The organism is Trichlorobacter lovleyi, from assembly GCF_015239775.1.
Classification (GTDB): Bacteria; Desulfobacterota; Desulfuromonadia; order Geobacterales; family Pseudopelobacteraceae; genus Trichlorobacter; species Trichlorobacter lovleyi_B.
Genome location: NZ_CP058409.1, coordinates 2,877,174 through 2,895,698 on the forward strand (window position 1 = coordinate 2,877,174; position 18,525 = coordinate 2,895,698).

An 18,525-nucleotide genomic window follows, 5' to 3' on the forward strand; every position below is an offset into this window, starting at 1 on the left:
AAATGTTGTCTGAGCAACTTCATCTTTATCCATTCAAGGGCGGTATGGCCACCCCTAGAAAATGACCAACTGTCAGGTGAATACTATCTCAGTACAAACAGTGAAATAGAATCAATACTCTCGCGTTCCAGCGTCACGGCAGTCGTCGTAAACACGTATCATAACATTACATTTACCTCCACTCACATAAATCCTGCCAGAACAACCTTTACGATTATTATCCCACAGTGCGTTCCAAGTGTAGTAACCAGCCAGACTTTTATTGTAAGACCTAAATACAGTAGCTCCAGTTTTGCTATAGTCTTGTTTAACACTTCCAGTCGCATTATCTACTGCTGACATTGAGAAAACACGGTCAACTCCTTGAGTAGAAAAACCGGCCACAACATCAAAATTTACATTAATAAAATCACAGGATTTTGACACATTGCTATTTGATCCAGAATACGAACTGCGGGAGGCTTCTCGCTCCCTGCGTGCCGCTTCAGCCTGTTCACGCTTTTGTTTCTGGCATATCTGCTGAATATTGCGTGGCCAGGTAACCTTGCCGGCAGAGTCTTTTACAACCGTTACACCGCACTGGGTATCTTGCTTAATAACAGTCAGTCCTTGTTTGTTGATGTAGTTCCACTTTCCACCTTGCTTAATTTTTGCCAACCCGTTTTTAAAGTCAAACGCATGATCAAACTGCAGCTCAATCGCCATTTGACCCTGCTTGTTGATAAAGCCGTATTTATTACCTTGATTAACACGAGCCAAGCCATCGGAAAAATCGTCTGCAAAATTAAATTGCGGTCTAGCGATCATCCGCCCCTGCTTATTGATAAAGCCGTATTTATCACCTTGATTAACACGAGCCAATCCATTTTTAAAGTCAAACGCTTGATCAAACTGCGGTTCGATCACTATCCGTCCCTGCTTATTTATGTAGCCGTACTTGTCACCTTGCTTTACAGAAGCCAAGCCATCGGAAAAATCGCGTGCATCATCAAACTGCGGTTCGATCACTATCCGTCCCTGCTTGTTGATGTAGCCGTACTTGTCACCTTGCTTAATATAAGCCAAGGCATCGGAAAAAAATCCTGCACCATCAAACTGAGGTTCGATCACTGCCCGTCCCTGCTTGTTGATGAAACCGTATTTGCCACCGTGCTTAATACGAGCCAAGCCATCGGAAAAATCGCGTGCATCATCAAACTGCGGTTCGATCACTATCCGTCCCTGCTTATTTATGTAGCCGTACTTGTCACCTTGCTTAATATAAGCCAAGGCATCGGAAAAAATTCCTGCATCATCAAACTGAGGTTCGATCACCATTTTTCCCTGTTTGTTGATATAACCTATTTTTTCACCTTGTTTAGCTAAGGCCAAACCATCAATAAAAAGGCCTGCAAATGACACGAATTGTGGCTCGATCACCACCTGGCCTTGTCTGTTGAAATAACCGTATTTATCATCTACTTCGTAGGCAAAAAGTGCATTTAAATCAGAAGCTAGCGGTTTGGCTGAGGCGGCCTCGACCGCACTTGGCATGCCAGTCAGCAAACATCCCACAACTAGTAATGCTATAATTATTTGGTTCATCATCCGGTTTTCTCCCATGTTGTAAGGTAGACATTTTCGAGTCAGCGCTGTTTGATAGATCAAGGTAAATCTTTTAGACGGACAGTATCAAATATTTTCGACGGCCTCATCAAACTTTTGGCACATCACTCCTTAAAACTCCGCATGCAGGCCTCAAGCTTGTCCAGCAGTTCTTTGTCAATACCGCCAGGGTATCCCATCAGTTCCGGCAGCAGATCAACATCGGCAAACTCGGCCCGTTGAATGTCCATTGAGCGCTGCCCATCGCTTATATGCAGGCTGCCTTTGTGCCAGAAGCAGGTTGCAATCTCATCACGTTGTATCCTGCAGCCGTCAGATATGCTGGAAAGGCTGATATGGCCGTGCGTCAGCTCGATAAATTGCCGCTCACTCCGTCGTGAGGGGAAGATCAGCCTGCCTTTCTGTTCCAGTTCTTCCTGATAGCGGGGCAGGATATGCTCGTGCCAGCGCTCGATGATCTGATCGGCCAGATGCTGGATGCCGGTATCCTCGTCGTCCTTGGTGTTGTACTGGAACAGTTCACTGGTTACGGTGTCAAGTGAATGGTCGGTAAAGGTCAGGGTGTAGCTGGTGTGCATATACATGCCGCTGCAATAGTGGTTGACCGCCTCCACAAACAGATATCTGCAGTCGTTGAAATCAATCTCCCGGCGTTCTGGTGAGCTAGTGGTAACTCCGTTTTCAGTCGGCACCATAGCCACCTGCCGCTTGATCCGTGAGATCAATACGATGCCGACAAAGACCGCAACAGCGGCCAGGTACATTACCGGCAGCCCGGCGCCGGGCCATGTGTCGGTAAGGAACATGCATACCCAGAATACGATGATGCTTGCCAGACCGGCAGCCGTGGCATCAATAAACCAACGGTCGTTATCATTTGTGGGGCCGAAAGGGCGTGAACGGACCCAGCGGTTATGGAGTGCCGTGGTCATGCCAAGCGCCCAGGCCGAGGGAAACAGGCCATGCACAAAATCAAACGCCGAAGGAAAATATTTTTGCATGTCATCCGGTATTCCGGAGCGGTGCATGAAGAAACTGGCAGTCATCAGCACCGCCATGGTCGTAAAAACGGTGACGCTAAGAATCAGCCCAACATGGCTGAACAGCTTTTGCGCCGATAGCGGCAGCCCCAGTCGCCTACTTTCCACGGTAATGATAAGGCTGCTCAGGAGCAGAAATCCACTGATAATGGCTAAACCGTTGTCTGAAAGCTTCAGTGTTATGACGGCCAGTTCAAAAAGCGTGCTGATGGTCAGCGTGACAAGAAAGTAGACCAGTATGCGGCTGCGATAGATGTTCATGGATGGTCCTTGTGGCAATGGACGTTCATGCTTTTATGGTTGCCGTGTAGCATAATGCCTTGTAACCAGTGATCTGTGCAAGCCCTGGTATCGCCTTGCTGGTGGAACTTAGGCTGAAGTAGTGCCCGAAGAGTTTAGACGGACAGATGTTGTCAGTCACTAAAAATTCTGTTCAGTCCAGCAAACCAGGAATTCCCCGGTTTTGAATTTTTAAAAAATATGCTAAGGCTTTTTAAACTCCGCGCAAACTGGACCATTGATGGATTTTGACTCCTTACACAACCGTTTTGATCAATGGACAGAGCAGTTTCCTGACCGTTATTTCATCATTAAATCATTGTTGCTGCTTCTGATCGTTATGCTGGCCAAGCTGTTGCTCAGTGATACCGGCATCTTTTTTATCTTTGCCCTGTGGATACTTGGATTCATGCTGATTGATGGCGCCATGCGGGGCAAAGGTTACTTCAGGGTCCTGCGCGAAAACCTTTCACTCCTTAGCCTGCCTGCCAATGCTGACCGCGAACGCCGCAAAGAAACTCCCTACATCACCATCATCCTGATAGCGCTTAACTGCCTTTTCTTTCTGGGTACCGGTGATGATCGCGAGTCGATCAACCTGATCATGGATAATCTGGTCTGGTTCCCCCGTGATCCTGCTATTTGGAACGTTCCGGTTGCATTTGTATTCAGCTTTTTTCTCCATGCCGGATGGTTGCATCTATTAGGTAACATGGCTTTTTTGTGGGTATTTGGCTCTGTTATTGAACGCCGTATCGGCTGCCTGCTGTACCTTAAAATCTACCTGTTGTCCGGAGCCTTGGCGAACCTGATTCCTTGGTTTATCTATCTGCTGATGGGTGAACCGTTGTACGGATTGGGCGCTTCCGGTGCCATAACCGGTATAATGGGCGTTTACATGGTGCGCTGTTATTATCGACAAATGACCTTTCCGTTACCAATACTCGGTTTTCTACCCATTGCCATCAATGTAAAAATGAATGCCTTTGCCCTGATAGGCATCTACTTTGCTCTGGATCTGCGGGGAGGTTTTACCCAGATTATTGAGACTTCAGGTGGCGGCACCAACCATCTGGCCCATATTAGCGGCTTGCTTACCGGCATTATCTATGCCTACCGTATCGGTCTGCATGAAAAGGGAGTTGAAGAACGGCATCTTGAGCTTGGGCTGGGAGTAATTGAAGGTGGAACCCTGATGTCGGAGGGAATGGATAAGGCTGGCGGCACAGCTGGCGCTGAAAAGTCTTTACGGATCGTCATGACAAAAGACCCTACCAATCCGCTGCCTTGGCTGCAACTTGCCCGTATAAAATCCCACACCGTTACCACCGATGATGCTCGTGGACACTATCGGCATGCCTTTCAACTGTACCTGCATCAGCTACGAAACCTGAGACCAGGTGAAGAACGAAACCGCTATGCCGCTGAGTTAACAGAAGCGTATCGTGAATTTTGGGGAAAATACCAAGAGATAGTTGAACCGGAAATACAATATCGCATTGCCGGAATCATCTACCAGCAAGGTGATATCGATATGGCTTCCCGCATCTTGGAGCAGATTGCCAGCCACCCCGATACGGATCATTCATTAAGAGAACAGGCGCATTTTCTGTGTGCAAAAATGCTTGAAGAGATGGGTCTACATGAGGCGGCACAGGGGTTTTGGACCACATTCAGAAAACGTTTTCCCCAATCAGACATGTATGCCACGGCAAGGATGAGGGCTGAATAAAATATCGCTGAATCCGGGAAACTCATCTGTCCGTCTAACCATACAGAAGCGGTTTAATCGTATGGAGGCTGTCATGAAAATCATCTTGTTATGGGTTTGCTTTGGTCTTTGCATCATTGGCGGAATGGTGTTGCAGGGTATATCTGTCGGTGTGCTGCTGCAGCCGGCCGCAATGGTGATTATATTGCTGCCGGTACTGGTGTATCTGCTGTACAGCTATGGCAGCGGGTTGCCTAGTTTTACAGCCCGTCTGCTGAAACAGGAACTGCTGGATACAGATCAGGCTGTGCTTGATACGGTGATCAGTCTGGGGTTTGTCTTTGGAACCATCAGTATGGTGGCTGGCATGGTAATGACCATGGCTAACCTGTCAGATAGCAGCAAACTGGGGGCAGGAATTGCCATGTCATTTATCAGCGCGATCTATGGCGCTACCCCGGCAGTCTTACTGCTACCGCTGCGTAGCAATGCCACGCCTGCCGGGAATAACGCGGCAAAAGCCGGGGGCTATATGGCTGTTACTGCCTTTATGCTGGCTGCAAATGTCATGACGGTGCTGTATGCGTTGGGAAGGTAGCAAATGACTGCTTCTGTAAAAAGTTCTCTGGTTCGCCATTTGGTAACAATGCCCGCATGCGGCTGGAGCGTCTGCCCAAACCACAGACCGTTGCTGATATACTGAAACAGGCAAGAGAATATGAGACCCATGAGTACCACTATGGACTGGTACCGGAGGGTGAGTGATTTTTTTATAGGGATGTTGTGAGTAGATGTCCGTCTAATAGTTTTCAAACAACTCAAATCAAAGGAGACAATACATGTTGAGAGCAAAATTACCGCTAACATTGGCACTTGTTGTAGTGCTGTCAGGCATAGTTTATGCCGGGGAACCGGGCTACACCCCAGCTAATGATAGTGGATGCAAGGTTTTCAATTCGTCCGTGGAGCCTGACGATAGCGTTACCTGGTCAGGTAGCTGTAAAGGTGGCTATGCCTCCGGTAGTGGCACCCTGCAGTGGTTTAGCAATGGGAATCCTGCTGGCTCTTATGATGGTGAAATGAGCAACGGCAAACGTCATGGCACAGGCACCTATAAATGGACTGACGGCAGTTCGTATACTGGTGGTTGGGCAAATGGTCAAATGAATGGCAAAGGGGTATATACACTCAAAAATGGCACAAAAGATGATGCCTCTTTCAAGGATGGTAAATATGAAGGAATTGTGATCAGGCTAGACAGAAATGGTACTATTATTGAGTATAAAGCTAAAAACAATGAATTCGAATTAGTTAGAATTTACTATAAAGACATAAACGGCTGTAACGTAGGTTTTATGTACAATGGAGGTGTAAGTGAATGGGTTAAATCACAAAATGGCTCAGGATATATATTTGATTGGGTTATGAAAGAAGGTGACAGCTCTGTCCGTTTTTTGAGTGCTAGTGAAAGAATTATTCAGGCTAGGTGGAACGGTAAGTGTGTTAACAATTTGGCTGAAGGCAGAGGTAAACTTGAGTTGGATGTAAATGTTTCCAAAGGTTGGTCTGGAAGTGTAAATCTTACCTATACATTTAGCGGCACTATGTTTCGTGGAAAATTCAGGGGCCCTGTAGAAGGCTATTTTGCTGGCCGTATGGATTACAACACTCCTATAGTTAACTATCTATTTGACGATAAATATTTTGGGCAGAATCGAGTGGAATATGACACGTATGTTGCACAGCAAGGATTGTCAAATTGGAGTATAGATCCAGCCACTGAATGCAAAGTATATAATCCTGCGCCTGACCCAAATGACACATTATCATGGTCAGGAGGTTGTAAAGATGGGTATGCTCACGGTAGTGGGGTGCTACAATGGTATGTAGACAACAATCAAGCCGCCGGGCGATATCAGGGAGAAATGCTTAGGGGCAAAAGGCATGGCAGCGGAACTTATAAGTGGCAGAATGGCAATAGTTATGCAGGCGGCTGGGCATATGACAAACTTCATGGAAACGGTCGTATGACTCTTGTTGATGGCAAAATGTATGATTCCTACTATGTAAATGGTGAGGTATATACACCAGATACAAGGACAGGATGCAGAATATTTAATGCAGAGCCTAAGCCAGAACAAAAAGTTAGTTGGACAGGCAAGTGTCAAGCTGGCTACGCAACAGGTACCGGTATTTTGACATGGTATTCAAACGGACAAGTCACTTCAACATATAAAGGCGGAATGCGTTCTGGAAAGAAGCATGGCAAAGGTGAGCTTGTTATTCCTGGCGGTATTGGAAACTATACAGGTGATTATGTCGATGGCAAGCGCCATGGTAAAGGCATTGCAATCCACAAAAATGGCAGATATGAAGGAGCTTATTCAAATGATATGAGGAATGGTTACGGAGTCTATTACTTTAATGATGGGGATACACACACTGGTGAGTGGAAAGATGATATGCAGAATGGCTACGGTACTTACTACGAGGCTAGAAGTTTCTTTGGTGGCTCCAGGACATGCACGGGAACATGGGTTGATGGTAAAAAAGGTAATGATGTTTCTTGCGCTTCTCCAGATTCAAATACCTCATCCAACGCACCTTCCTCATACTGTAATTCAGGGGACACATGTTTTGAGGTGGTTAAGCAGATTGATTCTGCAGAAGTTAAGATTCGCTGTACAAAAGGATATCGAGTTGGAAGCGAATACAACATTTGTTCAAATGGTAAAAAATGGGCTGCTGGTTGTGGTATGTCTAGCTCTTTTGCCCATCATCATAACTTTAGAGAAGCGGGGAATCTTGCCTGTGGCAATTGAATGATTTTCTCCGAGTGTGCTGAGTTTCGTGAGATTACATCCATATAACTGTACTGAGATGATATTCACCTGACATTCCACTCCCGCCCCGGCACCTTGCCGTGGCGGGGTTTCTCTTCCTGCTGGCAGCAAGCCTGTTCGTATGGTAGAATTAGATTTATTACGAAAAGCGTTTATTGGAGCAACTAATGGCACACGTTACGCCGTTTGATACCACCATAATCAATTTTATGAAGGCACATGGTGCCGTAAAGGTTGGTGTGTTCGGTTCATATGCCCGCGGTGAGGCTCGCATTGACAGCGACCTTGATCTTATGGTCTGGTTTGCTGAGCAAAAAAGCCTACTTGGCGTTATCCGGCTAGAGCGAGAGCTGTCTGAGATGCTGGGTATAAAAATTGATCTTTTGACAGAGCAGGCCATCAGCCCATATCTGGTTGATCGAATCAGGCAAGAGTTAAAGGTGATTGAAGCATGATACGGGATGATATGGTCTATCATGCACACATCATGGATGCTTTGCACCAGATTGTGGAATATACAGCCGGTCTGGATTATGAGGCTTTCCGTAGCACCCGCATGGTACATGATGCTGTTATCAGACAGTTTGAGATAATTGGTGAAGCAACCAAGAATCTTTCCGATGAGTTTAGGGGCCAATTCTCGTCTGTCCCCTGGAAAGACCTGGCAGGATTCAGAGACAAGCTTATCCACCAGTATTTTGGTGTAGACCTGACGCTGGTTTGGCGCTCTGTTATTGATGATGTTCCATTTCTGATTACAGAACTGCAAAAGATAACGGGTTAGAAACGCTATCATTCTCGATGACCATTCCCCGCCCGGCATTTGCCGTGGCGGGGTTTCTTTTTAGCCCCACCCCATCTGTCCGTCTAATCCTCCAAGACCATCAATGTTATGTTCAGGAGAATGCCCATGCTATCCCTATCACTCACAGATCTGAGAAATCCAACCGCCCTGTTAGAGCACCTGACAGAACAGCAGGGTGAACGGTTTGCCATTGCTGCCCATCTACTGGCTGGCCTGCTGATCAGCAGTAGCCTGATGATCTTACCCGGCAGCTTTTTTGCTACACCAACGCTCATGTTCGTTATGACTTTTCTGCTGGCTCCCCCCCTTGGTTTTGTGCTTTCGCTGCGCACTCAACTGGAGCGGCTGGTGATTTCTCGCTTTGGCGAGGACATTGGACAGGAAACAACTCAACTGATGGTACTGCGCGCCGTTCAGATGTCAGTGGTCGGGCTGATTTTTTTGCCGGTCACAGCAGGTATCGTTGGATTGCACTACCTGGGAGGATTGGGCTTAGTGCAGTTGATAGTGCTTGGTATCGGCCTATTGCTGTTCACCTGGCTCTTGTGGGTTTCAAACCGTCTTGCAATGAAATTGCTGGGTATCACCTCTATCAGACGTTTTCTGATGCTCTCCCTTGCAGCAGACCTGGTTTGGTGTGGCGGCCTTGCCTTGGCTGGCTGGTTGTTTGTGCTGGCGCTGCGGCACAGTCTGCTGGCCGACCTGAACCTGATGATGATGTTCTTTTAACCAAGGAGATAGCCATGCGTACGATTACTGTAGGTCAGATAAGATGGTTTCTGTTTATTGGTTATTGTTTGGTGCTAGCACTGCTGGCCTGGTATGACCAGCCACTTTCACCGGAAGCACGCACGCTGCTGCAACGGCCTGAAAGTGGTGTCGCAGAGAGCAAAAACGCTTACCCCTATATGATTGGTATGAATTTCCCGGCAGCATCTGATCCAGCTGCAGAAGGTCAGGAGGTGGTGGATTGGTACCGTACAACGCTACTGCAGAAGAAGAAATTCACTGATTTCTACCAGTACCCGCCTGAGTATGAACAGAAACGATCCGCTCTGAAGGTAAATGGACGTCCTCCAGGCTTTCATGACAATGACAAAAGCGGCAGACTGTTGGAATTTGTGGCAAAGAACCCGCAAAAAGTATCTGATCTGCTGCGGAGTAACGAACTGCTGCTTAACCGTTACCGCAGGCTGCTGACATTTAGCCAGTATTATGAACCGCTGGAACTGGGCATCTGGATGCCGTTGCCAAGCACATCCGCCACGCTGGATCTGCACCGGCTGTATCTGCTGAACCTTGGACAGCAGTCCCATAATGGCAATAGTGATGCTGCTGTGCAGGGGGTAAAGCAGGTAATGGCGTTCTGGCTAGCCATAGCGAATGCCGATACCAGCCTGATGATGAAGTTCCATGCCTTCTCTGCGCTCCGTAGTTCACTGTATCTGGTTAGTGAGTTATCAGGTCTTCCTGGCCTTACAGGTGAAAAGCGTGAGGAGCTAACTCAAGCACTACAGTTTGGTGCCAGCCAATGGCAGACTGCTGATGTCTTGCGTTCTGAGGCTATTTGGGCTGAACGCACCATGGCGACTTTTCGGATGCTGGCCAAAGCATCACATAACCCAGTTGATTGGCTGCTGTTGGCGTGGCTGAAGCCCAACGCCATGGCAAATCAGCTTTATACGCAATATCGCCATGATCAGCACGTTGCAAGCCTCACTGCTCCTGCACTTGCGGACTACATTAAAAAGCAGAGCGGAGTCAGCCCGATTCAGGTCCGCAAACTCGACTTGACGTTTGTCTACAACCCGCTTGGTGAAGCACAGGCGATTAAGAGCTATAACCTGCAGTACAGTGGCTACGCACGCAAGGTGCATGATCTGGAAGGTATGCGCCGTCTGGCGCAACTGACCCAGAAGGCATCTGAAAAGAGAGTGACACCTGAGGGAATGAAGGCATTTCTGGCAACATCTGGGCCTGATTTAAACAATCCATACACCGGTCTGCCTATGTCTTGGAATGCAGACACAAAATCTATCTGGTTTGCTTCGCCCGGTAGTGAAAAACCGGTTGAGATGCGGGTGTTTTGAGATGATACAGGATTGCGGAACACCCGTGTGGTTGGTATGACCACTGTCGCCCAGATAGAACATGCTACCCAGAACCGTGTGGTTAAGCCGTTCCGGAGCGATCCTATTCTATGGCGCCAAGGTCGAAGCGGGCCAAGACCTGCGTAAGCAAGACAGCAGCAATTATATGCATACACTGAAAGCCGAATTTGACCATTTTTTTGACAACAGTGCTGAACTCTTATGGACGGCTCTGTATATTTGCGAACGATACTCGCCTACAGGAGTGCCAACACTTTTTAAATACACAAATAATAACAGATTGTTACACAGTACAAATCTTGTGTGAATTGAGAATTCGAATCTCGTTTCCCGCTCCAAAAAAAATCAAGGGTCCGGCTATACAGCCGGACCCTTTTCTTTTTTTAATATCCCGGCCCGACAAGACCGCATATTTTTTCATATCCCCAAATGACAAAAAAAATCTGACCGAACCATTTATCTACATCATGGATGCAAACAACCGCCACCCGCCCCCTCAAAAAAACGTCTCCAAGCCGCAATCGCACTGGCAAATAATTTTACACAAACCGCATCAATTTACATAACATACTGTATATACATGCATTATTAATGTGTAAAAAAACTTTACAGGATCACGGCTATTTTGAAATTATAGTGTAATTAATGTAGGTTACACAGTTGCAACCAGGTCCCAGCAGGCAATTTCAGGGGCGTTTTCTCAGGGTCAGGTCCTGAAGCAGGATCTGTTCAAGTGCAGCATCCAGATACTCACGACGGCAGTCAACGCCGTCAATGCCCCCGGTACGTAATCTTCGCAGGAACCGGCAGCCTCCAAAACAGAGCGGCAGGTAGGGGCAGTTCAGACATTCATCATTTTTCCAGATATCCAACCTGTGGGACACCCGGTAATCGTTTGTGCCATCAGCCAGCGTTCCGATACACATATCCTCCCATCCCATAAAGGCCGGGCACTTATACAACGAACCATCATAGCTGATGACAAGGTCGTTATCGAACTCAACCATACAGGCAACCAGTTTAGGTTTAGGGGCAGTGAAGCCACGGCGGAGAATCTCATGGCGCAGAAAAAGACTGGCCTCAATCAGCCACGGATCATTGGGACAGGCACATCCGCTTGAAAAATCGCTTAACCCTGCCTCACCTGCCTTGGGTGTCACCGGAGAGAACAATACTGATCCAAGCCGGTCCGCCGTGATCCCCCGTTCAGTGAGCAGATCCAACAGCAGCGGGAATTTCCGGTAGTTATCCCTGGTATAGTTGCCGCCCAACTGAACAGAAAGGATATCACAGGTCTGATTAAGGTTTTCAATGATCCGGTCAAAGCTGCCTTTACCGCTTATGAACGGGCGTTGCAGATTATGAACATCCGGTGGCCCGTCAATGGTAAAGCGGACCGAGACAAAGCCCAGCTCCTTGAGCTCCTGCGCCACCTCACGGGTCAACAGCGTGGCGTTACTGACCAGATTGAAGGAGGCCTGCGTGCCGGCCTCTGAAGCCTTATGCCTCACACGAGCAGCAATATCCTTCATCATTGCCAGGGAAAGCAGCGCCTCGCCTCCGTAGAAGTCCAGCGTGACATCCAGCCCCCGCTCAATCTGTGCAGAGACGTACTGCACCAGCAGGTCGGCCGTCTCTGGCGTCATATAGCGCTTGCCCCTGAAATGATCCTCATAGCAGTAACCGCAGGCCAGATTGCAGTCCAGGTTCATGGTAACCAGGGCGGTAAACTGCCTGCTGCGGCGGTTGCCTTCCTCAAACAGGGTCCGCATCTGCTCCTGTTCAGCCAGCCGGTCAGGGACCAGAACACCTATTTTTGCCAACAGGGCCTGTTCCTGATCAGAAAGTTTCTGGTCCCGGGCATCGGCCAGAACCGAGCTGTCAAGTTTCACAATGGCGCCACGGGCCGTTGAATAGACCAGCAGCTTTCCGGGCTCATGGGCATAGGAATAGGTTTTAAGGTAGATTGAAAGTTCCAAGATATACTCCAGACCATCAGGGGGATGCGCTCCCCCTGATGGCAGCCAGGCTGGTGTTACCGAACAATAGTCAAAGCAACGTAGCAGCAGCTATAGGTCGGGATGTCGATGAATGAACATGATCCCTGTTCAAGCACGTCGATTCGCTCCATGGTCGTTACCTCCTTTCTTTGTGTTGGTGCAAAACTCCCTCTGGTATTGGACAGGCAGGCACGGATTCTGCTAGAGTGCTTGACTGACCCATGAAAACCATTCTACGCCATAGCCTGAAGATACTGCTGCCCCTCTGGCTGCTCGCGGCACCGCTTGCTGTAGCTGCCGAGCCGGATGACAGCATCGGGCTGCTTGATGCCTGGCAGGGAGAGACCGTCTCTGCCAGCCGCCTGCCCAAGCCGGTTTCCCATACCGCTGAAAACGTCACCGTGGTAACCGCCGCTGAGATCCAGGCCATTAACGCCCATACCCTGGCCGATATCCTTGCCACCGTACCCGGCATGCAGCTTGAGTCCCTCAGGACCCTAGGCAGTGCTGCGTATTTGCATATACAAGGATCTTCCTTCAACCACATTTTGGTGATGGTTGACGGGGTACCGTTCAACAACCTTGGTGACAACTTCAGCGATATCGGCCTGATCCCAGCCCGGATCATTGAACGGGTCGAGATCGTCAAGGGTGCGGCCTCATCATCCTGGGGCCAAGCCCTGGGCGGGGTGATCAATGTTATCACCAAGGCACCTGACCGGGAGAGAAGAAGCGGCGGCAGCCTGTCCAGCTCAGTTGGCGAGCGGCGCACCAGTGACAGCGGTGCCGAACTATCCGGGAGCATTGAACGGTTCGGCTACTACCTCTCTGGGGGCTACAGCGGCTCCAAGGGGCTACTTGCCAACAATCATGGGGATTATAGCAACGCCTATGCCAAGCTTGTGTGCGACCTGCCGGGCACGGGGCAACTATCCGGCACATTCGGCTACAGCCAGGCCAACCGCGGTGACTTTGCCTTTGCTCCACGGGACTGGAAAGAGGAGACATACCCCCGCCAGCTGTTCAGCACCCTTACGCTGAGAACAGCACTAACGGATCAGCTTGAACTGGAGCTTAACGGGCGGCACGTCACCAGGAAAATCGGCAAGGAATTTGGCCTACTCAGCACCTATCAGCCTCTTCAAATCGCCACAATTGACGAGACTGTATCTGGAGCCTCTGGCAAAATCCTCTGGCGAAACCCAAAAAACCTGTTAGCTATTGGCGTAGAATACGAACACACTTGGCTCCAAGTAAATAGCATAATATACGACCCGCAGGATGCTTACAGCAGCACAACAGATAGGCAAAAGCAGAAGGCTGATCGCTGGGGTTTTTACCTGAACGACACCCTGACCGTTGGCAATTTCTCTTTTTCACCTGGCGTGCGGCTTGACCTGACCGGCACCTCCGGTGATCAGTTCAGCCCCTCCTTCGGCATTACCTGGCAGCTGACCGACACCACACTGCTGCGCGCCTACACGGCCCGAGGTTACAGCCTGCCGGCCTTTTTGCTGGATCGCACCTCAGAGAAGGTCTGGACGTCACAAATCGGTTTTGAAAGCACCACCATACCGTATCTCTGGCTGAAAGGTACCCTGTTCCGTAATGACATCTGGGATGTTGTCAGCAGCAGTTCTTCTTCAAACAATTATGAGCGCCACCTCAAGCAGGGCTTTGAGGTGGAGGCAAAGACTGCCGCGCTGCTCAACACATCACTATCAGCAGGCTACGATTATATTGATGCCCGCAACACCTCAACCCACCAGATCGTCCAGGACATCCCGCGGCATACGCTGCTGCTGGGCCTGCAGTACGATGACCGGCAGTACCTCAAGGGGGTGCTGAACGGCCGCCATATCTGGTGGAATGCAGCCGGCTACCGCAACGGCAGCTACCAGGGGATGATCTGGGATCTGCACCTGACCGCCACGCCGTTCGGCCGCAAGCAGCACGCCCCGGAGCTGTTCTTCTCCATCCGCAACATCTTTAACGGATCGCAGTATCTTGACGAGTTTTTCAAGAACACCGGACGCTGGGTTGAAGGCGGCGTGAGGATCTCGTTTTGAGGCGATGGCAGATGCTGATAGCCGCTTTAGGACTGTTGGCACTGCTGCCGCTCAGTGTTGAAGCCTATGAAGTACTGATTCTGCAGAGCAGCCGGGCGCCAGCCTACGATGAAGCCCTGAAGGGGATCAGGTCGGTACACCGCTTCACTGAACGGCTACTGGTACTAAGTGACTACATGGATGTTGACCTGCAGCGGATTGCCCGTGAAGACCACCCTCTCTTGATTATCGCCCTGGGAGACAATGCCTATCTCTCTGCGCGTAAAATCAGACAGATTCCGGTGGTGGTCCTGATGGCGCCCAACTATCGCGGCGGCTCAGGGGGGCACCCTGCCCTGACCGGTATTGAGCTGCACCTCCCCCCGGAACGCTATCTGACCGTCTTTAACGCCATGGGGCTGAAACGGGTTGGCATCATCGGCAACCCGGTCAAGAGCGGCCATTACATCCGTTTGATTCAACAATCAGCGCCTCGATACGGTATTGAGCCCATTGTACGCGAGGTCTCGTCCCCGAGGGAGGTCACGGGACAACTCGCTTCGTTACGGGGAGAGATTGACGCACTCTGGCTGCTGCCAGACGACACCGCCGTCACCAGAGAGACCACCGATGCCTACTTCCTGTTCTCCATGCAACAGCAGGTGCCGGTTGTGGCGTTTTCAAGCGCCTATCTGCAATCCGGCGCAGCAGTGGCGGTTGAAATACAGCGGCACGATATCGGGCGCCAGGCCGGTGAAATAGTCACAGCCCTGCTGGATGGCGATGATGTCTCAGCCCATGCACCTACCTTTCCCCGCAAATCGTCACTCAGGAGCAATCCCACGGTACTGCGCAGACTGGGCCTATCGCTGGATAGCGCCTCAAGGGCGGGAAGCAGCCGATGAACCAGCTCAGCAACACAAAGCAGTTTCTGCGCAGTTTCCAGAGCAGAATTTTCATTGCGTTTACACTCCTGACCCTGGTGATTGCCATCGCCTTCATGGTCATTATCGCCAACAACGAGATACAGAACTACCATCAGCGATCAAAGGAAAAAGCCCGCTTACTGGCCACCATACTGGCAGACAGTGTCAAACTGCCATTATTCTCCGGCGATGTTATCACCCTTGAAACCCTGGCTGATGCGCTGCTTGAAACACCTCAAGTAGCTCACGTGGTAATTGCTGACCACGACAAGCGTATCCTGGTTGAACGTTCTTCAAAATACATTCATGGCACCCCCTCGGACATGACAACAGAGGCGATGCCGGTACATGCAACAGCGTCAACACCTTCAGTGGATTCGGCACTTTCGGGCGGTCCTGCAACCATGCCCCCACCATTCGGTTTAGTGCATGTCTCAATCGACACCAGAGACCTGAAACTCTCCATCTGGAACACGTTGTTCAAGACCGGAGCCGCCGTGCTGCTGTTCTGGCTTGCCGTGCTTGCAGCAACCTATCCCATACTCAAGCGGATCACCAGATCATTTGACCTCCTGACCCAAGGCCTGGGAACGATGATGGAGGGGGACTTTTCCTTAAAGATCCCGGTGGAAAGCGACGACGAGGCGGGACGTGCCACACAGGCGGTCAACCGCCTGGCAGCCGCCCTGGAAGAGCGTGAGACGGAAAACCAGAATCTGCAGGCTGAACTGGTGAACGCGTTGCAACTTGAGATACAGGAAGAAAAACGCAAGTTCATGGCCAAGATGATCCAGACAAACCGGATGACGTCGTTGGGGCTGCTTATCTCCAGCATGGCGCACAACATCAACACACCGAATGGCGCCATCAAGCTGGCAGGACACTACATTCAGCGATCCTGGAAGGACCTGCTGCCAATCCTCGAAGGTGTGGCAAAAGATGAGGGGAATTTTCAGGTCGGCGGGCTTCAGTTCAGTGAAGCCAAAAACGAATTTTCAAGTGCTGCCGAGTCCATCTGCCGTAACGCGGAACGGGTTGAGCGGGTAATTCAGGATCTGAGGGCCTACAATGTGGGGGAACGAAGTGCCTTTGCCCCCGGAGTATCGGTCAATCAGGCTGTAGAGGGGGCCTTAACCATTGTGCGCGCCCATGGCAGTCAGGCCCAGGTAAAGATCGTACACCGGCTTGACCCGGCTCTCCCGACCATTACCGGCAACCAGAACCAGATTGAGCAGGTGGTCGTGAACCTCCTGCTGAATGCCATGCAGGCAACACCCGGCAACGGCGAAGGTGTCACGATTACAACCTGTCACATCCCGTCACAGCAAGAGATTCGGATTATTGTTATGGACGAGGGAGAGGGACTGCCCGAACAGGTTGCACAGAACCTGTTCAAGCCGTTTACCTCCACACGGATTGACAAGGGGGGCAGCGGCCTGGGGCTTTACATCTCCAACTTCATCATAACCGAGCACAAAGGCAGGATTGAGTTCAGTTCAAACAGCCCCCAGGGGACCATCGTGACCGTATGCCTGCCGGTTACGTCCGCCAACGACTGCTAAGACTTTGTGCCAGACCACTTCCTGCCGTCGCACTGATCCAGCTTCTTTTGCAGCGTCGGCCTGCTGACACCCAGCAGTTCGGCAGCGGCACTGCGGTTACCCTTTGCCTCTTCAATGGCTTCTTCGGTCAGGAGCAACTCCAGTTCTTCATAGGTTGGAAACTCCGAAAAGATGCCATGCAACACAAACTGGTTGCTGCCGATCCGGCGGATCATGTTGTTAAGTCCGCCACAACCGGTTGACACCCCTGGGAAATCCTCAGGCTGCAGGATGCCGGAACGGTTATTGGTGACTGCGTTGTTAATCTTGTTGATCAGCTCCCTGACATTGCCGTGGAAATCATAACACCTGAGCGACTTACGCACCTCGCGAGAAAAGCGTGGGATCACCTTTTTCAGCTCTAGTGCTATGCGGGCCGCATAATGCTCGGCCAGGGGCAGGATATCTTCGCGGCGCTCTCGCAGTGCCGGGACATGCAGGGAGTGGGCACTGATCCGGTAGTAGAGATCCTGACGGAAGGCGCCGGATTCGAAGAGGGCCTCGAAATTGGCGTTTGAAGCGGCAATGATGCGGGCGCTGCTTTTTTGCAGCACATCGGAACCGACACGGTAATATTCATTCTGCTGAATAAGCCGGAGCAGTTTAACCTGCGACTGGACGCTGATCTCTCCGATCTCGTCCAGAAACAGTGTGCCGTCCTTTGCCTTTTCGATCAACCCCTCCCGGCTTTCAGTCGCTCCGGTAAATGCCCCTTTTTTGTGACCAAAGAGGGAGTCGGAGAACATGTTGTCATCCAGCCCGGCCACGTTGACAGTCACCATGGGCCCCCTCAGGCCGCTGGATCTGTGAATGGCCTTGGCGATCAGCTCCTTGCCGACACCGGTCTCACCGGTAATCAGAACGGGCTGCCTTGAATGGCGCATGGCTTCAATAATCTTGAAAAGCGACTGCATCCGCTCACTACAGCTGATGATATCACTGAAGCATTCAGGATCTTCAAGTGGCTGCCCCTGCAGGTACCCTGTCAGCTTCTTGTTCTGGCTGGCCAGTTCTTCTGTGGTAAAGGCCTTCTGGACAATGGAAACCAGCCGATTGGCGTCAAGGGGTTTGGTTATGTAGTCATAGGCGCCCTGTTTGATACAGTTGACCACGTTCTCAAGATCAGCCACACCGGTCAGGATGATGACCGGCAGATACGGGTACTGCCTGACGATCTCCGGCAGCAGGTCTGCACCGCTCAGACCGGGCATGACCCAGTCGAGTATCAGTACGCTGTGGGCTCCCTCAGAGAGCTCCTGAAAAACCTTACTGCTGTCCTGAAGGGTTGTGATATTGGTTATCCCCTGGCTGTGCAGGGTGCGGCGGGCTTCTTCAAGGAATCCGTCATCATCATCAACCAGCAAAACTCCTTGTGCTTGTTTCGTTTGAGCAGGTTTCGACATCTCGTTTGTTCTCCTGAGGCAACAACAGATTATTGGGTGTTGGGTAACGTAGCAGAAGGTATGCCAAGATGTCAGACAGGCATGAACGAAAAAGGCACAGAATGGTTGTGTGTCGTGCCAGAGTTACCTGGGAAGATTCGATGCTGCCATTGC

At 50.4% G+C, this 18,525-nt stretch carries 14 protein-coding genes; 10 read left to right on the forward strand and 4 right to left on the reverse strand.

Features of this window, described 5'->3' with window-relative positions; genetic code table 11:
• Nucleotides 1–111: 111 nt before the first annotated feature.
• Both FY034_RS13305 and FY034_RS13310 read right to left on the reverse strand, forming a co-directional pair.
• Entirely contained in the window at nt 112–1,587 is a 1,476-nt protein-coding gene (locus FY034_RS13305) for a WG repeat-containing protein (protein WP_265551329.1), read from the reverse strand.
• Between the two features lie 122 nt (nt 1,588–1,709).
• Nucleotides 1,710–2,906: a hypothetical protein gene (locus tag FY034_RS13310; RefSeq protein WP_265551331.1), complete on the reverse strand. Its 1,197-nt coding sequence runs from the start codon at nt 2,904–2,906 to the stop codon at nt 1,710–1,712.
• A 358-nt stretch (nt 2,907–3,264) separates the two neighbouring features.
• On the opposite strand from FY034_RS13310, the gene FY034_RS13315 reads away from it, so the two are divergent.
• The 7 genes from FY034_RS13315 to FY034_RS13345 all read left to right on the forward strand — a co-directional run bounded on the left by FY034_RS13315 (nt 3,265) and on the right by FY034_RS13345 (nt 10,373).
• The gene (locus tag FY034_RS13315; protein ID WP_265551333.1) at nt 3,265–4,656 is read left to right on the forward strand and encodes a rhomboid family intramembrane serine protease; all 1,392 of its coding nucleotides are present in this window, start codon (nt 3,265–3,267) and stop codon (nt 4,654–4,656) included.
• A gap of 73 nt (nt 4,657–4,729) precedes the next feature.
• Nucleotides 4,730–5,233 (forward strand): MotA/TolQ/ExbB proton channel family protein, encoded by a 504-nt coding sequence (locus FY034_RS13320; protein ID WP_265551335.1) that lies wholly within the window; start codon nt 4,730–4,732, stop codon nt 5,231–5,233.
• 241 nt (nt 5,234–5,474) lie between these two features.
• The gene (locus FY034_RS13325) at nt 5,475–7,457 is read left to right on the forward strand and encodes a hypothetical protein (RefSeq protein WP_265551337.1); all 1,983 of its coding nucleotides are present in this window, start codon (nt 5,475–5,477) and stop codon (nt 7,455–7,457) included.
• Nucleotides 7,458–7,645: 188 nt separating this feature from the next.
• Nucleotides 7,646–7,933, forward strand: a complete 288-nt coding sequence (locus FY034_RS13330) for a nucleotidyltransferase family protein (RefSeq protein WP_265551339.1) — start codon at nt 7,646–7,648, stop codon at nt 7,931–7,933.
• Entirely contained in the window at nt 7,930–8,262 is a 333-nt protein-coding gene (locus tag FY034_RS13335; protein WP_265551341.1) for a DUF86 domain-containing protein, read from the forward strand. Before FY034_RS13330 ends, FY034_RS13335 begins: the two co-directional genes overlap by 4 nt.
• A 255-nt stretch (nt 8,263–8,517) precedes the next feature.
• Entirely contained in the window at nt 8,518–9,012 is a 495-nt protein-coding gene (locus tag FY034_RS13340) for a hypothetical protein (RefSeq protein WP_265551343.1), read from the forward strand.
• 14 nt (nt 9,013–9,026) lie between these two features.
• Nucleotides 9,027–10,373 (forward strand): hypothetical protein, encoded by a 1,347-nt coding sequence (locus tag FY034_RS13345; protein ID WP_265551345.1) that lies wholly within the window; start codon nt 9,027–9,029, stop codon nt 10,371–10,373.
• 707 nt (nt 10,374–11,080) lie between these two features.
• Here the strand turns inward: FY034_RS13345 and gptM are convergent.
• A complete protein-coding gene (gptM, locus tag FY034_RS13350) occupies nt 11,081–12,373 on the reverse strand; it encodes a geopeptide radical SAM maturase (protein WP_265551347.1) in 1,293 nt (430 codons plus the stop codon).
• Nucleotides 12,374–12,615: 242 nt separating this feature from the next.
• Between gptM and FY034_RS13355 the strand changes: the two genes are divergently transcribed.
• The 3 genes from FY034_RS13355 to FY034_RS13365 are packed head-to-tail and all read left to right on the forward strand — an operon-like array spanning nt 12,616 to nt 16,930.
• Complete coding sequence (locus tag FY034_RS13355) at nt 12,616–14,463, forward strand: TonB-dependent receptor plug domain-containing protein (protein ID WP_265551349.1); 1,848 nt, start codon at nt 12,616–12,618, stop codon at nt 14,461–14,463.
• A gap of 11 nt (nt 14,464–14,474) precedes the next feature.
• Nucleotides 14,475–15,347: an ABC transporter substrate-binding protein gene (locus FY034_RS13360; RefSeq protein ID WP_265551351.1), complete on the forward strand. Its 873-nt coding sequence runs from the start codon at nt 14,475–14,477 to the stop codon at nt 15,345–15,347.
• Nucleotides 15,344–16,930: an ATP-binding protein gene (locus FY034_RS13365; protein WP_265551353.1), complete on the forward strand. Its 1,587-nt coding sequence runs from the start codon at nt 15,344–15,346 to the stop codon at nt 16,928–16,930. Before FY034_RS13360 ends, FY034_RS13365 begins: the two co-directional genes overlap by 4 nt.
• On the opposite strand, the gene FY034_RS13370 is transcribed toward FY034_RS13365, so the two are convergent.
• Nucleotides 16,927–18,372, reverse strand: a complete 1,446-nt coding sequence (locus FY034_RS13370; RefSeq protein WP_265551355.1) for a sigma-54-dependent transcriptional regulator — start codon at nt 18,370–18,372, stop codon at nt 16,927–16,929. The genes FY034_RS13365 and FY034_RS13370 overlap by 4 nt on opposite strands.
• Nucleotides 18,373–18,525: the final 153 nt, after the last annotated feature.

What these genes read in the sequence shown, in the direction of transcription:
- FY034_RS13305 (WP_265551329.1), bottom strand. Translation starts at nt 1,587, where the DNA reads ATGATGAACCAAATAATTATAGCATTACTAGTTGTGGGATGTTTGCTG.
- FY034_RS13310 (WP_265551331.1), bottom strand. Translation starts at nt 2,906, where the DNA reads ATGAACATCTATCGCAGCCGCATACTGGTCTACTTTCTTGTCACGCTG.
- FY034_RS13315 (WP_265551333.1), top strand. Translation starts at nt 3,265, where the DNA reads ATGCTGGCCAAGCTGTTGCTCAGTGATACCGGCATCTTTTTTATCTTT.
- FY034_RS13320 (WP_265551335.1), top strand. Translation starts at nt 4,730, where the DNA reads ATGAAAATCATCTTGTTATGGGTTTGCTTTGGTCTTTGCATCATTGGC.
- FY034_RS13325 (WP_265551337.1), top strand. Translation starts at nt 5,475, where the DNA reads ATGTTGAGAGCAAAATTACCGCTAACATTGGCACTTGTTGTAGTGCTG.
- FY034_RS13330 (WP_265551339.1), top strand. Translation starts at nt 7,646, where the DNA reads ATGGCACACGTTACGCCGTTTGATACCACCATAATCAATTTTATGAAG.
- FY034_RS13335 (WP_265551341.1), top strand. Translation starts at nt 7,930, where the DNA reads ATGATACGGGATGATATGGTCTATCATGCACACATCATGGATGCTTTG.
- FY034_RS13340 (WP_265551343.1), top strand. Translation starts at nt 8,518, where the DNA reads ATGATCTTACCCGGCAGCTTTTTTGCTACACCAACGCTCATGTTCGTT.
- FY034_RS13345 (WP_265551345.1), top strand. Translation starts at nt 9,027, where the DNA reads ATGCGTACGATTACTGTAGGTCAGATAAGATGGTTTCTGTTTATTGGT.
- FY034_RS13355 (WP_265551349.1), top strand. Translation starts at nt 12,616, where the DNA reads ATGAAAACCATTCTACGCCATAGCCTGAAGATACTGCTGCCCCTCTGG.
- FY034_RS13360 (WP_265551351.1), top strand. Translation starts at nt 14,475, where the DNA reads ATGCTGATAGCCGCTTTAGGACTGTTGGCACTGCTGCCGCTCAGTGTT.
- FY034_RS13365 (WP_265551353.1), top strand. Translation starts at nt 15,344, where the DNA reads ATGAACCAGCTCAGCAACACAAAGCAGTTTCTGCGCAGTTTCCAGAGC.
- FY034_RS13370 (WP_265551355.1), bottom strand. Translation starts at nt 18,372, where the DNA reads ATGTCGAAACCTGCTCAAACGAAACAAGCACAAGGAGTTTTGCTGGTT.